This is a genomic window from Aminobacter sp. Piv2-1 (assembly GCF_037625995.1).
In the GTDB taxonomy this organism is placed as follows: domain Bacteria; phylum Pseudomonadota; class Alphaproteobacteria; order Rhizobiales; family Rhizobiaceae; genus Aminobacter.
The window spans coordinates 119,213-132,993 of record NZ_JARKMU010000001.1 but is presented as its reverse complement, the minus strand read 5'-3'; the positions used below and the strand labels follow the sequence as shown (position 1 = coordinate 132,993).

13 protein-coding genes are annotated in these 13,781 nt (G+C 62.3%); 5 read left to right on the top strand and 8 right to left on the bottom strand.

The genetic code is table 11. The annotated features are described in order from the left end of the window. Positions 1 to 2 precede the first annotated feature (2 nt). The 3 genes from AmiPiv_RS00720 to AmiPiv_RS00710 form a co-directional block, all read right to left on the bottom strand. Positions 3 to 1,277: an ABC transporter substrate-binding protein gene (locus tag AmiPiv_RS00720; protein ID WP_340035326.1), complete on the bottom strand. Its 1,275-nt coding sequence runs from the start codon at positions 1,275 to 1,277 to the stop codon at positions 3 to 5. Between the two features lie 101 nt (positions 1,278 to 1,378). Further along, complete coding sequence (locus AmiPiv_RS00715) at positions 1,379 to 2,107, bottom strand: FadR/GntR family transcriptional regulator (RefSeq protein ID WP_340035325.1); 729 nt, start codon at positions 2,105 to 2,107, stop codon at positions 1,379 to 1,381. Beyond that, entirely contained in the window at positions 2,104 to 3,525 is a 1,422-nt protein-coding gene (locus AmiPiv_RS00710) for an FAD-binding oxidoreductase (RefSeq protein ID WP_340035324.1), read from the bottom strand. Before AmiPiv_RS00710 ends, AmiPiv_RS00715 begins: the two co-directional genes overlap by 4 nt. A 139-nt stretch (positions 3,526 to 3,664) precedes the next feature. On the opposite strand from AmiPiv_RS00710, the gene AmiPiv_RS00705 reads away from it, so the two are divergent. The 5 genes from AmiPiv_RS00705 to AmiPiv_RS00685 all read left to right on the top strand — a co-directional run bounded on the left by AmiPiv_RS00705 (position 3,665) and on the right by AmiPiv_RS00685 (position 9,095). Continuing rightward, on the top strand, positions 3,665 to 4,519 hold the full coding sequence (locus AmiPiv_RS00705; RefSeq protein ID WP_340035323.1) for an amidohydrolase family protein: 855 nt from the start codon (positions 3,665 to 3,667) through the stop codon (positions 4,517 to 4,519). 23 nt (positions 4,520 to 4,542) lie between these two features. Beyond that, positions 4,543 to 5,286: an SDR family NAD(P)-dependent oxidoreductase gene (locus AmiPiv_RS00700; RefSeq protein ID WP_340035322.1), complete on the top strand. Its 744-nt coding sequence runs from the start codon at positions 4,543 to 4,545 to the stop codon at positions 5,284 to 5,286. Positions 5,287 to 5,366: 80 nt separating this feature from the next. Then, complete coding sequence (locus tag AmiPiv_RS00695; protein WP_340035321.1) at positions 5,367 to 6,383, top strand: aldo/keto reductase; 1,017 nt, start codon at positions 5,367 to 5,369, stop codon at positions 6,381 to 6,383. Then, a complete protein-coding gene (locus AmiPiv_RS00690; protein WP_340035320.1) occupies positions 6,371 to 7,465 on the top strand; it encodes an ABC transporter ATP-binding protein in 1,095 nt (364 codons plus the stop codon). The genes AmiPiv_RS00695 and AmiPiv_RS00690 overlap by 13 nt, the downstream gene beginning before the upstream one ends. Beyond that, a complete protein-coding gene (locus tag AmiPiv_RS00685) occupies positions 7,410 to 9,095 on the top strand; it encodes a class I adenylate-forming enzyme family protein (protein WP_340035319.1) in 1,686 nt (561 codons plus the stop codon). Before AmiPiv_RS00690 ends, AmiPiv_RS00685 begins: the two co-directional genes overlap by 56 nt. 175 nt (positions 9,096 to 9,270) lie before the next feature. Here the strand turns inward: AmiPiv_RS00685 and AmiPiv_RS00680 are convergent, their stop codons facing one another. The 5 genes from AmiPiv_RS00680 to AmiPiv_RS00660 are packed head-to-tail and all read right to left on the bottom strand — an operon-like array spanning position 9,271 to position 13,781. Beyond that, a complete protein-coding gene (locus tag AmiPiv_RS00680) occupies positions 9,271 to 9,597 on the bottom strand; it encodes a hypothetical protein (protein WP_340035318.1) in 327 nt (108 codons plus the stop codon). Next, positions 9,594 to 10,574, bottom strand: a complete 981-nt coding sequence (locus tag AmiPiv_RS00675) for an amidohydrolase family protein (protein ID WP_340035317.1) — start codon at positions 10,572 to 10,574, stop codon at positions 9,594 to 9,596. Before AmiPiv_RS00675 ends, AmiPiv_RS00680 begins: the two co-directional genes overlap by 4 nt. Next, entirely contained in the window at positions 10,571 to 12,133 is a 1,563-nt protein-coding gene (locus AmiPiv_RS00670) for an FAD-dependent monooxygenase (RefSeq protein WP_340035316.1), read from the bottom strand. The genes AmiPiv_RS00675 and AmiPiv_RS00670 overlap by 4 nt, the downstream gene beginning before the upstream one ends. A 5-nt stretch (positions 12,134 to 12,138) precedes the next feature. After that, positions 12,139 to 12,876, bottom strand: a complete 738-nt coding sequence (locus AmiPiv_RS00665; RefSeq protein WP_340035315.1) for an SDR family NAD(P)-dependent oxidoreductase — start codon at positions 12,874 to 12,876, stop codon at positions 12,139 to 12,141. Then, the gene (locus tag AmiPiv_RS00660; protein WP_340035314.1) at positions 12,873 to 13,781 is read right to left on the bottom strand and encodes a fumarylacetoacetate hydrolase family protein; all 909 of its coding nucleotides are present in this window, start codon (positions 13,779 to 13,781) and stop codon (positions 12,873 to 12,875) included. The genes AmiPiv_RS00665 and AmiPiv_RS00660 overlap by 4 nt, the downstream gene beginning before the upstream one ends.

The following is a 13,781-nucleotide window of genomic DNA, read 5'->3' as shown; positions in this document are numbered from 1 at the left end:
CGTCATGCCGACTTGAATGCGGCGTCCATCCGTCCAAGGACATCCTTCACACTGGACGAGCCGGACAGGAGCTCCTGGATGCCGACGAAGTGTGCCTCTTGCACGCGCGGGTTCGGCCACTTGTTGTCCATGTACAAGGCGCCGCGCCCGTCGTTCACAAACTGCATCACCTGGGTGTAGATCGGGTCCGTCTTCTCCGCCGGCATGCCGAAGACGGGCACGAGCGTGATTTCGGCCCAGATACTCTGGATCTCCGGCTCGTTCATGAAATTGAGGAAAGCGATGGCCGCATCCTTGTTCTTCGAACTCTCGGTGACACCGTAGCCATTGGTGATGCCGACCGGGATCTTCGTCTGCTTGGCATCGTCGCGGCCCGGCAGCGGCCACATGACGAAGTCGCGATGTCCGGCAGCCTTGATCATACCCGCCATGGTGCCGGAGGTGTGAACTGCCATCGCGGCTTGTTCGGAAGCGACAAGCTGCTGGGATTCTTCGAATGAAGTGCCTGCAGGATTGTCGTTGAAGTAGCCAAGCTTCTGCAGTTCGAGATATTTCTCCAGCGCTTCCTCCCAGGCCGATCCGACGAAAGTCGCCTTGCCTTCCTTCATGTCTTCGGAGAAGCGCGGGTTGTCTGCGTAGACGGTTGTCGCCACCAGCGCATAGCTGATCAGCTGGGTGATCCACTGCGTGCCCGCGCCAAGGGCGATTGGAACGACACCCAATTCCTTGAGCTTCTTGCAGGCCGCGAGGAACTCGGTCCAAGTCTTCGGCTGCTCAAGACCGGCCTTCTTCCAGACCCGCAGATTGACGATCGGTCCGATCACCGATGGCTGGTTGGCGAACCAATAGAGCTTGCCATCGACTTCGGTGACGTCCTTGGCGAAGGCCGGTATGTTCGCTGCAAAGGGCTGGCTGCTGAGATCGCTTAAGAAGCCACCGGGCGCAATCTGGTGTACCGACAGGGGTACGCCGCCACCCGGCCATACAGGCACCACGTCAGGCGCAGTACCCGACGAGAGTTGCATGCGCACGGTGGCCATGAGCTGGTCTACGCTTGCGCCATTGAGGCGGATCGTCAGGTTCGGATTGAGGGCGCTGAACTTGTCCACGGCCGCCTGCAGCGCGGGACGCTTGGCAGAATCACAAAGCACCTTGAGCTCGCCGCTGAAATTCTGCGCATATGACCTTTCAATCCTGGCAACGAGACCGGCGGAAAGTCCGGCAAGGGCCAGCCCGCCCAGGAAACCGCGGCGTGAAATCGTCTTCTCGGAACACATCATTCTTCTCCCATCATGATGTTGTGACGCCTGCCTTTGACCAAGGCTTCGCCACGGGCGGATTGATCCGCCTCTCCTCCCCCGGATTCGGTCCGGTCCGCTTATGAGTCCAGTCCTGCGCTTTCCTCGGGCAGGTCGTAGCCCAGCCTGTGTGCCGCGCGGGTGATATGCGCTGCGACCGCCCGTTTGGCTGCCGCAGGATTGCGAGCCACGATCGCATCGCGGATGGCCCTGTGCTCGTCGATGGTCAGCCGCTTGACCTCGCCGACGACCTCGCCAGAACGTTCGCGCGTGGCCACGATGGTTTCGCGCATCCTGCTGGTGAGAAACGTGATTGCTTCGCCGATAAGCGGATTGCCGGACGCAGCGGCGACGGCAAGATGAAACTCTATGTCGAGGTCCACGCCTTCGGCTTGCCAGCGCTCGGCCTCCTCCATCCGCTCAAGCGTAGCCGAGATGGCAGCTAACTGGTCCTCGCCCCCCCTGAGAGCGGCAAGTGCCGCGGCCTGCATCTCGATGCCCATGCGCAACTCGTAGACATTCTGGAACTGTCCACCCTGCGTGCCCTGGTCGAACTCGATGTGGAAGGGCTTCTCCGGCTCGGCAACGACAGTGCCGTGGCCCTGTCGGGAATGAACCACACCTGCCGACCGCAATTGCGCAATGGCTTCGCGCACGACATTGCGGCTGACGCCGAAATTTTCCGCCAAGTACTGTTCCGTCGGAAGGCGATCGCCCGGTTGAAGCCGGCCGTCAGAGATCTCCTTCATGAGCGCATCGGCAATTCTCGCCGGAAGGCGGACCGGGCGATCGAGCGTATTGATCTTCATCTCGGCATCTCCTTGAGCATCCGGCCCGGACTTAGGGTTCCCGCCGGATCGAACGCCGTCCTCAACGCCTGCAACAGGTCGGCATGGACGGGCGAGATCCGTTTCAGGAAGGCTTCACGTTTGAGCCGGCCGATGCCGTGCTCGGCGCTGATCGATCCATCGAGTTCGTCCACGACCGCGAAGATGGCTTCCTCGCATTCGTGCAGAAAGGCAACCTTCGCCCCCTCATCCAGGTATGCGGGCGGCACGACGTTGAAGTGCAGGTTGCCGTCGCCGACATGGCCATAGGCCAGCACGATCGCGTCGGACGAAATCTTGCCTATCACATCGCCGGCAATTCGAATGAACGCTGGAATGGCAGAGATTGGCATTGATACGTCGGTGCGCAGGTGGCGCCCACGCCGCAACTGCGCCTCGATGACCTCCTCGCGAATCTTCCAGAACGACGCGGCCTGGGCGGTGCTGGTTGCCAGCGCCGCGTCCGCGATCAGGCCTGATCCCATCGACTCTTCCAGGAACGATTCAAGCAACGAACGCACATCGACGGGACCGCTGGCCGAAACCTCGATCAGCACATAGATCGGAGCGGGCTCGCCGAGCGGATTCGCTTGCCCGGAAATCTCAACCCCTTCCTGCGTCAGCAGTTCGAAGGCTGAGAGGAGGTCGCTGAGCCGACGCCTTGCGAGACCATAGAGATCGATAACGGCCTCAAGGCTATGAAGGCTCACGAAGGCCGTCTCAATCTGGGTAGGCTGAGGGAACAGCTTCAACGTTGCGGCGGTAACGACGCCAAGCGTGCCTTCCGAACCCAGAATCACTTGCTTGAAATCGTAGCCGGTATTGTCCTTGCGCAGGGCCTTCAGACCGTTCCAGATGCGCCCGTCCGGCAGGACTACCTCCAGCCCGAGCACCAACTCGCGCATCATGCCGTAGCGAAGCACGTTGAGCCCCCCCGCATTCGTGGCGATGGCACCGCCGATCTGGCAACTGCCCTGAGATCCGAGCGCCAGCGGGAAAACAAAGCCACGATCCGCAACATGGGCGCGAACATTCTCCAGGATGCAGCCTGCCTGGACCTCCAGGCTGAAATTGTGTTCGTCGAGTGCGCCGATCTCGTTCATCAGCTCGAGACTGAGGATGATTTCATCTCCCCGGTCAGTCGGCGTCCCGCCGCCGACAAGACCGGTGTGACCTCCCTGCGGCACCAGCTTGAGCTCGTTTGCGGCGCAGAAAGCGACGATGCGAGACACCTGCTCGACGCCCCGCGGCCGCACGACAAGAAGTGGGATGCCGACGATGTCGCCAGACCAGTCGCGGCAATAGCGACCCAGCCCCTCCGAAGCCATCACCAAGCCGGAGTTGCCGACGATGTCGGAAAGTTGCGCTGCTATCCATTCCTGCCGTGCGGCCGCAGTCATCAGTTTTCGACCTGTCACTCAACAATACGGTTGTCCTACAACTTCAGCTGTGCCATACATCCCCTGGCAGCGCAAGTGGCTTGTGAATGAGCTCCGATTTTTTCGGGCGGCAGCGCCTCACGCGGCAAGGGAGTGGTTTGTGCCAGATATTCCGATCGTCGATACCCATCTCCACCTGTGGAACCCGGCTCTCATCCCCTATCCCTGGCTCGAGGAGAACGAGCTGCTGAACAAGCCGTATCTCCTCGAAGATTATGCCCGGGCGTTCACGTCCACCTCCATCGAAGCAATGGTCTTTGTTCAATGCGAAGCGAGGTTCGATCGCTACCTCGATGAGGCTGCATGGGCCGCAGACCAGGCAAGGATCGATCCGCGGATCAAGGCGATGGTGGCATGGGCGCCGCTGGACAAGGGCACAGCCGTCCGTGAGGATCTGGAGCGCCTGGCCCGGCACGCGATTCTGAGAGGCATTCGGCGCATCATCCAGTTCGAAGAAGATATCGATTTCTGCCTGAGGCCAAGTTTTGTCGAAGGCGTCCGCACGCTCTCAGAATACGGCCTTTCCTTCGATATCTGCATAGACCATCGTCACATGGCGAATATTCTCAGGTTCGTCGAGCAAGTGCCCGACTTTCCTCTGATCCTCGACCATATCGGCAAGCCGGACATCAGGTCCGGCACCATGGAACCCTGGGCAAGTCAGATGCGCGAACTTGCCCAGCACCCCAACGTCCTGTGCAAGATCTCGGGGGTGGCAACCGAGGCACACGCCGACTGGACGCCTGCAGACCTCCACCCTTATCTGGATGTGGCGTTCGAGGTCTTTGGGTTCGAGAGGACCATGTTCGGCGGCGACTGGCCGGTCACATTGCAAGCAGTCCGACCCGAAAGATGGATAGCGTTGCTGGACAGCTACCTTCAGCACGCCACGAGCGCCGAACTTCGCGCCTTCTGGCGCGACAACGCCATCAAAACCTACCGCATCGCGCCGTGAACGCGGCATTCAGGGAAAGAACCATGTCGGAAAGATTCAAGGGACGGGTCGCGCTGGTCACCGGAGGTGCTCGTGGCATCGGCTTCGAAGTCGCAAGGAGAATTGTCGACGAGGGCGGCTCCGTTGCCATCGTCGACATCGATGGCAACAAGGCCGACGCCTCGGCAGCCAGCCTGGGCAAGTCCGCGCAAGGGTTTGCAGCCAACGTTGCCAGCGAGCCTTCCGTTGCCAAGGCGGCGGCAGCTGCCGAAAGCCGCTTCGGCTCCCTCGATATCCTGGTGAACAGCGCCGGCATCACCGGGCCGAACATGCTCATGGAAAATTATACGGCAGATGATTGGCGCCGTGTGATGGAGGTGAACCTGACAGGCGCCTTCCTCGCCTGCAAGGCGGCGATACCGTCCATGCGCAAGCGAAACTACGGCCGGATCGTCAACATCGCTTCCATTGCCGGAAAGGATGGCAACCCCAACGCATCAGCCTACTCTGCGTCGAAGGCCGGCCTGATCGGACTCACCAAGTCGCTCGGCAAGGAACTGGCTTCGACCCAGATCCGCGTGAACGCCGTCACGCCGGCTGCGGTGAAGACCGAGATATTCGACCAGATGACCGAAGAGCACATCGGCTACATGCTCTCCAAGATCCCGATCGGCCGCTTCGGCCTCGTCGAGGAGGTCGCAAGCCTGGTGTGCTGGCTCGCATCCGAAGAATGCTCGTTCTCGACCGGCGCAGTGTTCGACGTCTCTGGTGGCCGAGCCACCTACTGACGGCGACGGCGACCATCCAACCTGGAGTATGACGACAGATGGACCCTTTCCGCAAACGCCGCCTCGGCAGATCGGAAGTCATGCTGCCGCAGATCGGCTTCGGCGCCGCGCCCCTGGGAGAATTGTTCACCAAGGTGACCGAGCGCGACGCCGAGGCGACGCTCGAAGGAGCCTGGAATGCGGGCATTCGCTACTTCGACACGGCACCATGGTACGGGCGAGGACAGAGCGAGCATCGGGTCGGCCGTCTCCTCTATCGGCAAGACCGCAACGAAGTGATCCTCTCGACCAAGGTCGGACGCATACTGCGCGCGCCGGCGCGCCCAGCCGAATTCGATACCGGCTTTTGGGCCGGTGGGCTGCATTTCGAGCACTATTTCGACTACAGCTACGATGGAGTGATGCGGGCCTACGAAGACAGCCTGCAACGGCTCGGCATGAATAGGGTCGATCTTCTGATCATCCATGACCTCGACGTCTGGCACCAGGGATCGCGGGCGATGGTTGAGGCCAAGACGGCCCAACTGGCCAATGGCGGCTTCCGGGCGCTGGCCGACCTGAAGGCGGCCGGCGCCATTAAGGCGATCGGCGCCGGCATCAACGAACTTGGTATGATCCCGCGCTTCGTCGACCTGTTCGACATCGATTTCTTCCTGCTGGCACTGAAGTACACGATAGGCGAGCAGGACACCTTGGATGCTGAGATCCCGCTTTGCGTGGAGCGGAACATCGGCCTCGTCATCGGGGCCGTCTTCAATTCCGGCCTGTACGCCACAGGGCCGGTGACCGGAGCCAAATACAACTACAGCGAACCGACCTCCGACCAGCTCGACAAAGCGCGCAGGATCCAGGCCGTATGCCGAAGGCACCAGGTTCCCCTTGCCGCTGCCGCTCTGCAGTTCCCTCTGCTGCACCCGCAGGTCACTTCTGTCATTCCGGGCGCATTTCGGCCCGAGCAGACCGAAGAAAATCTCGCCCATGTCCGGCGCGACATCCCCGCCGATCTCTGGGCGGAACTCAAACATGAAGGGCTTATCCGGCCCGACGCGCCAACCGCGCAACAATTGGACATCCGGGAGGAAACATGGCCGACGTAACAATTGCCAACGCACGCAAGCACTACGGCAACATGCCAGTCCTGCATGGCATCGACCTGCAAATCCGTTCGGGCGAATTCGTCGTCTTCGTTGGGCCTTCCGGCTGCGGCAAGTCGACATTGCTGCGCATGATTGCAGGCCTGGAAGAGATCAACGATGGCACGATTGCCATCGGCAAGACAGTCGTCAACGATGTTTCGCCTGCCAGGCGCGGCGTTGCCATGGTCTTCCAGAACTACGCGCTCTACCCGCATATGACGGTGAGGGACAACATGGGCTTCGGCTTGAAGATGGCCGGCGTTCCGAAACCGGCGCGCGATCTCAAAGTGCGGCAGGCTGCGGCAATGCTGCAACTGACCGACTATCTCGATCGCCTGCCCAAGCAGTTGTCGGGAGGACAGCGCCAGCGCGTCGCCATCGGGCGGGCGATCGTTCGCGATCCGCAGGTCTTTCTGTTCGATGAACCGCTGTCCAATCTGGACGCTGCACTGCGGGTGGCAACCCGCATCGAAATCGCCCGGCTCAAGGATAAATTGCCGGGCACGACGATGATCTACGTCACGCACGACCAGGTCGAAGCCATGACCCTGGCGGACAAGATCGTCGTTCTCAACTCGGGCCGCATAGAGCAGGTAGGCTCGCCGCTCGAGCTATATGAACGACCCGCCAATCTGTTCGTTGCCCGCTTCATCGGCTCACCGGCAATGAACATCGTCGATGCCTCGTACGATGGTGCCAGCCGCGTCGGCCTTCAGGGTCAAACAATATCGGTACCCCAAGGCAGCTTCCGAGAGGCAGGCTTCGTGAAGCTGGGTGTTCGTCCGGAGGACCTTCGACTGGCCGAAGGCGCGGACCATCTGCTTGCGGGGACGGTCGCGCTCGTCGAGCACCTTGGCGAAGTCACCCTGGCATATGTCGACATCGGCACATCGGAGCCCCTCGTCGCCAAACTGGAGGGCACGGCGGCGGTCGAACGCGGCACAGCCGTCAGGTTGACCGCCGATCCGACGCGTATCCATCTGTTCGATGGCGAAACCGGCGCCTCGCTGCGTCTGCCAGCCCCGACTTCGCTCGCTGCATAGGTTCCGGGATTGCCTCATGCGACCTGTTCCCGCCATTCGCCAGGAAGTCCTGTACGGTCAGCGCATTGTCCGGTGTTTCGCCGATCGCCCGCCCACGATCGGCCAGATGTTCCAGGACGCGGCGACGGCCAATGGCAGGCGAACCGCCATCGTGGCTGGAGACAGGCGCATCAGCTACGCAGAACTGGCCCGCAACGTGGACTGCGTCGCCTCCAACCTGATGCGCAGCGGTTTCGGCAAGGGCGAGAGGATAGCGTTGTTGATGGACAACGAGGTCGAGTTCGTCGTCAGTTTCCTAGCCGTTGCCAAGGCGGGCTTGATTTCGGTCCCGCTCAACACACGCCAGCGCGAACCCGAGATCGCCTTCGCCATCAATCAGTGCCGGGCATCGGCGCTGATCGCCGATGCGTCGTATCTCCGGAACGTGCCCGATGCGAGCAGGATTCCCAGCGTCCGATCGCTTTTCGTCGCAGGCGGTGAGGAAGCCGGAGCCGCCCACCCCTTTGCGAAACTCATGGCCGACAACGGTTACGTCGAGCCGCCCGCAATCGACCAGGAAGACACGGTCTGCATACTCTACACGTCAGGGACGACCGGCCAGCCGAAGGGCGCAATGCTGACGCATGTCTCGACCATTCATTCAGTCTTGCACTATGCCTGGGCGTTTGATCTTTCGAACCGGGACGTGTCCTTCCTGTCTGTGCCGGCAAGTCACGTCACCGGCCTCGTCGCAATCCTGCTTGCCACCATCCATGCCGGGGGCACGACCGTCATCCTCAGGAACTTCAAGGCCCGACACTTCCTTCAAGAGGCGAGCCGAGAGCGGATCACCTACTCGCTCATGGTGCCCGCCATGTACAATCTGTGCCTGCTGGAACCCGACTTCGGCTCGTTCGACCTGGCGAGCTGGCGCATCGCCGCATTCGGCGGCGCACCTATGCCGCCGGCCACCATCGAACGTCTGCGCGAAACGTTGCCGGAGCTGGGTCTCTACAATGTCTACGGATCGACCGAAACATGTTCGCCGGTGACAATCCTTCCGGCGGCCGACATAGCCGTCAATCCGGATTCCGTCGGCAAGCCGCTCCCGCTTGCCGACGTCGTGATCGTCGATGAGAACGGTCGGGAGGTCGCTCCCGGCGAGCGCGGAGAAATGCTCGTGGGCGGCCCGATGGTCGTGCCCGGATATTGGGACAATGACGACGCAACGGCCAAGAGCTTCCTCGGCGGCTACTGGATGTCCGGAGACATCGGCTGCGAGGACGCCGATCGCTACGTGCGGCTGTTCGATCGCCGGAAGGACATGATCAATCGCGGCGGCTTCAAGATCTACTCGGTAGAGGTCGAGAACGTCCTGGCGCAGCACCCCGCAATAGTCGAGGCGGCCGTTGTCGGCTATCCGGACCCTGTTCTCGGCGAACGCGTTGCAGCCTTCGTGTTCGCCGACGGCAAGCCGCTCGGCGAAGAGGACGTCAGAATGTTCTGTTCAGAACGCCTTTCCGACTACAAGGTGCCCGAGATGGTGGAATTGCTGAACGCTCCTTTGCCGCGCAATGCCAACGGCAAAGTCTCCAAGGTGAATTTGCGCAACCTGCTTGCCGGGACTAATTTGCCGGGCCTAAGCAGCTAACTTCTCAGGACCCTTGCTACCGCATCGGGGCGCAAAATCGGCGGGAATGGACGTTCGCAGTTTTTGAACCGAAGTGGCGCGCCATGTTACAAACACCCTGACGCCTCCGCATTGAAGTTTGATGCAGGGTCCTAAGGCGCTTCGATAGGCGTCCAGCGAACACAGGACAAGCGGATCAACCCTGCTTGCCGGCCTTTATCTCGACCAGCACATTGCGATAGCTCACTTTGCCGCGATTGACGAGCTTGTGTGGAGCTCCCGCCGTGCGCCAAAGGGCATCGCCTGGCACTTCCGTGGTGGGGTTTTCACGCCCATCGGCGAAGATCATCACATTGTCGCTGATCTGGATTGGCACCACCAGATAGTCCAGAAAATGCTGGTGCCAGTCTTGCGTCTCACCGGGTTCCAACACCAGCTTCCAGACCCGGACGTGTTCGTTCTCGAACACCACTTCGTCGCCGATGGGTCCGAGTTTGGTGCCTTCGGGCATGAAGTCAGTCATGATGCGCTCCCTTTCTGTCTGCTTGCCAGCAATCTGGTGGGGTTTATCTGCGTAATGCGTTCACGCCGGTCCGGATTCAGCTTCGCAAGCTGTTCGTCCGGCTCGACCAGTCCCATCGGGAAAGGCCAGTCCGAGCCGAAAACAAGGCGATCTTCGCCGAAAACCGCTTCGGACAAACACAGCGCCTCCTGACTGTGGCAGATGCAATCGACATGCAGCCGCCGCACGAGGTCCGAGGGACGCGCGGCTGCGGTATCGACGCCGGGCCGTGCGGTGTCGTAGCCACGCTGGATGCGGGCCGCGATCATCGGATAGGTCCCGCCGCCATGGGCGAAGCACAACTCCAGTTGCGGGTGACGCTCAAGCACCCCGCCAAGGACAAGATGGCTAATCGCCACGCTCGTTTCATGCGGGTTCCCCAGCAGGTTGGTCAGGTAATGCGCCGACAGCCGCCCGTCCGCGCATTCGCCCGGATGGACAAAGACAAGCGCGCCGAGCGCGTCGAGCCGTGACCAGAGGCCGTCGAACTCGGCATCCGCCAGCGTCCGGGCGTCGCCAGTCCCGGAAGGCATAGCGAACAGGCGGTGTCCCTTGCCGCCACGTTCGTCGACGATCCGGCAGGCGCTTTCGGGATCTTGTGTCGGCAAGTGGTAGAGCGGCGTCATCGCGCCCTCGTGATCCGCCGCCGCCCTGTCCAAGCCCTCATTGAGGTAGCGCGACCATTCCAGCGCGCCAACACCGCGCAAGTGCATCCGATAGGCGGGCGGCGGAGCGGAGATCCAGGCGTGGGCCACGTCCTGATCCGCCATCCACCGGGCCAATGCCGCAGGCTGGAACAGCCGCGCAATGCCGACGGCATGTCCGTCGATCGACAGCGTTTTCGCTGCCGCGTCCCAGCTGACCTCTGCAAAACCGGCCAGCCTTTCGGGCAGCACCGGCAACAGATGAGCATGAACATCCAGCGCAATGCGGGTCACGCCCGCCTCCCCGTCGCCGCCAGATAGGCGTCGCGCAAAGCTGTTTCGTCGATCGGCAGGATCGCGGCGACGTGATCATCGGGGCGAAGTAGAACGATACAGTCATCGGGAATGCCTGCGTTGCGCTGAAAGCCGCCAGCCAGATCCAGCAGCGCCTGCGGCCTCAGCCCGCTGTCAAGCGGCGCGTCCCAGCGCGAAATCACCCAGCTGCGGATGCCCGGCAGTTCCAGTTCTGGCAGCTTCGGCCGACGGCGCACGTCGGCAAAGCACAGCGCCGCGAAGCTGTCGTTGCAGAGGTCGTGGACCCAGGTTTCGCCGCCCTCGCCGTTCAGCAGGCGCCTATCGGCTACACGGTCGCCCACGCGAAGCGGCAGCTTCTCGCGCGCGACGATGGACCAGTCGCCGGTTCCCTCCAGGTCGAGCCGCACGCCCAGCAGCGAACGAGTCATGGCGAATGCCCATGCGCTCCCGTCATTTACGGCTGTCCGATCCCCGCCCATGCGCGCCCGTCCAGCCTCGGCCATCTCGCCCGAGCCATGCACGGCCAAGGGCTTTTGTTCCCGCTCGTAGCCATCCAGAAGCGAGGGGTCAGCCCAGCCGCGAGCCACCCACGCAAGCCGCCACGGCAGGCTGATCGAATCCAGCACGCCGGTATTCATCCCCAGCGCCCACATCGGCGTGATCAGATGTGCCGCGTCGCCGGCGAGGAATACCCGGCCATTGCGCCATCGGGTCGCCACGCGATGGTGAACGCGATAGGTGATCGTGTTGATGACCTCGAGCTGCTTCACGTCGCCGATGAAGTGCCGGACCTTGGCCTCGAGTTGGGCGGGGGTTTGTTCCTCGACACCTGCTTCCAACGGAAAGAGGAAGCGCCAGCAATGGGGTTGCCGCACAAGGATCATCCACTCATGCGGATCCGAGAAATAGGCGAGGTAGGGGTAGTCGCGCGGATTTTCGGCGTCCAGATCGACCTGGATATCGACCAGCATATATCGGACGTCGAGTGTCTTGCCTTCGACGACGATGCCCAGGGCCTCGCGAATTTGCGATCGGCCTCCATCGCAGGCCACGAGATAGCTGCCTTCAAATGTCTTGGGTCCGTCGGGGGTTTCGACCGAAACCTGCACCCCCTCGCCTGTATCCCGGAAGCCGGTGACCCGATGGCGAAGATGGATGGCGCCCTCGGGCATGTCAGCCATTCCTTGGGCAAGAACGGGCTCGAGATGGTTCTGCGGCATGTTCAGCACGAAGGGGAACCGGGTCTCTTCCGAGATGGCGGCAAGATCGACGAAGTTGCGCGGCAGGTTGGTCTCGCGCTCGAACTCGCCAATCAGATCCACCCGCAGGGCGGACCCCAAGACAGACTCGGCCACACCGTAGCGCTGGAACGCCTCGATGGTGCGGGTCAGGATCGTGCCGGCCTTGGTGTCGCTCGAGAAGGAAGCGTCTTCTTCCAGGAGCACGAAAGGCAGCCGGTAGAACTTGCAGGCGAGCGCGGTCATCAGCCCGACAGGGCCGGCACCGGCAATCAGGACAGGCTTGGTCAAGGCAGTCATCGTCGTCACCCCCGTCGTGCGAATGCGTAGTCGCGGCTGATCAGTGAGGCGGTCATCGTCGCGTCGTCGGACAGCAAGAACATCAACGGCCCCACCACGTCCTCGGGGCTGCCGACGCCGGTCGTACCCTTCCAGCTTGCGTGATCTGCGCCTTCGTTCGCACGGCGGTACTGCGGTGTATCGATCACACCGGGTGCAACCAGGTTGACGCGGACCCCGTGTTCCGCGACCTCTTTCCCAGCGCTCTTGATGAAAGCGATCAGCGCGGCCTTGCTGGCGGCATAGGCCGAAGCCTTGGGCCAGCCTTGATGCGCCAGCCCAGACGAGAAGGCGAGGATGCTGCCGCGCTTGCGCGCGATCATCCCGCCGATCGCCGCCATGTAGCACCAGACGACGCCGTTCAAGTTCACCGCCTGCACGTGCAACCATTCCTCGGGCGCCATCTCGTGGATGTTGTTGCGCGGCTGGATTGCCGCGCCGCACACAAGCCCATCGATACGGCCATGGCGCCGCTCTATGGCGGCGATGGAGCGGAACACCTGTTCGCGATCGCTCACGTCCAGCGTCTCGGTCTCGATCCGCGCATCCTCGCCGCGCAGAGATCCCAGCGCCACCGGATCGAAGTCGCAGACCACGACGCTCGCGCCGGCGCCGGCCGCGGCCAGGGCCAGGGCGCGGCCGATGCCGTTCGCCCCCCCAGTGATGACGATCACGTCACCGGTCGCATCGAAATGCGCCTTCATGGCCGGTCCTCCCATGCGGGCACGTCGCTCGACTCGTGCAGGTCGGCCAGAACCACGCGATTTTTCAGCTCCCCCAGACCCGTCGCACGGACGATCATCTCGTCGCCAGGCTTCAGAAAGACCGCTGGCTCGCGCGCATTGCCGATGCCGGCGGGCGTGCCGGTCAGCAGGATGTCGCCGGCCATCAGCGTCATGCCGAAGGACAGTTCCGCCACCAGTTCAGGGATGGAAAAGGCCATCTGCTTGACCGACGCATCCTGCAGCCGTTTGCCGTTCAGCAGGAATTCCAGCCGAATCTCACCCAGATCGCCAAGTTCTTCCGGGGTGACGATCTCCGGGCCGAAAGGCATCGAGCCGTCGATGCTCTTGCCCTTCAGCCATTGCCCGCCGTGGCGGCGCTGAAGGTCGCGGACGGACACGTCGTTGGCCAGGAAATAGCCAAAGATCACCTGTTCCGCGCGGTCAACGGGCACGTTGCGGCACTTCCGGCCGATCACCAGCCCGATCTCGGCCTCGTAATCCCATTTCGCGGAAACGTAGGGATCGAGACCGATGTCGTCATGAGGTCCGGCTGCGACATAGGGACTCTTGGTGAAGAAGGTGGGCGCCTTGGGTCGGTCCACGTCCTGACCCTCGCGCTTGCCCCTGCTCTCCTCGAAATGATCCCAGTAGTTCCAGCCGGTGCAGAGCACGTCCCGGCCGAAACGCTGGATCGGGGCGCAAAGCCGCGCCTCGGCGCATGAGACCTGTTCTGTGGTCGCCGCGGCGGCGGCCTCGATAGAGGCGCGGCCGCGGGCGATCCAGTCCACCATGTCGCCGCCACCGATGGGCAGCAATGCGTAGAATCCGCCCCGGGACACGCCCACCCGCAGACCATCCGCATGTTGAACAGTGACAAGCCGCAT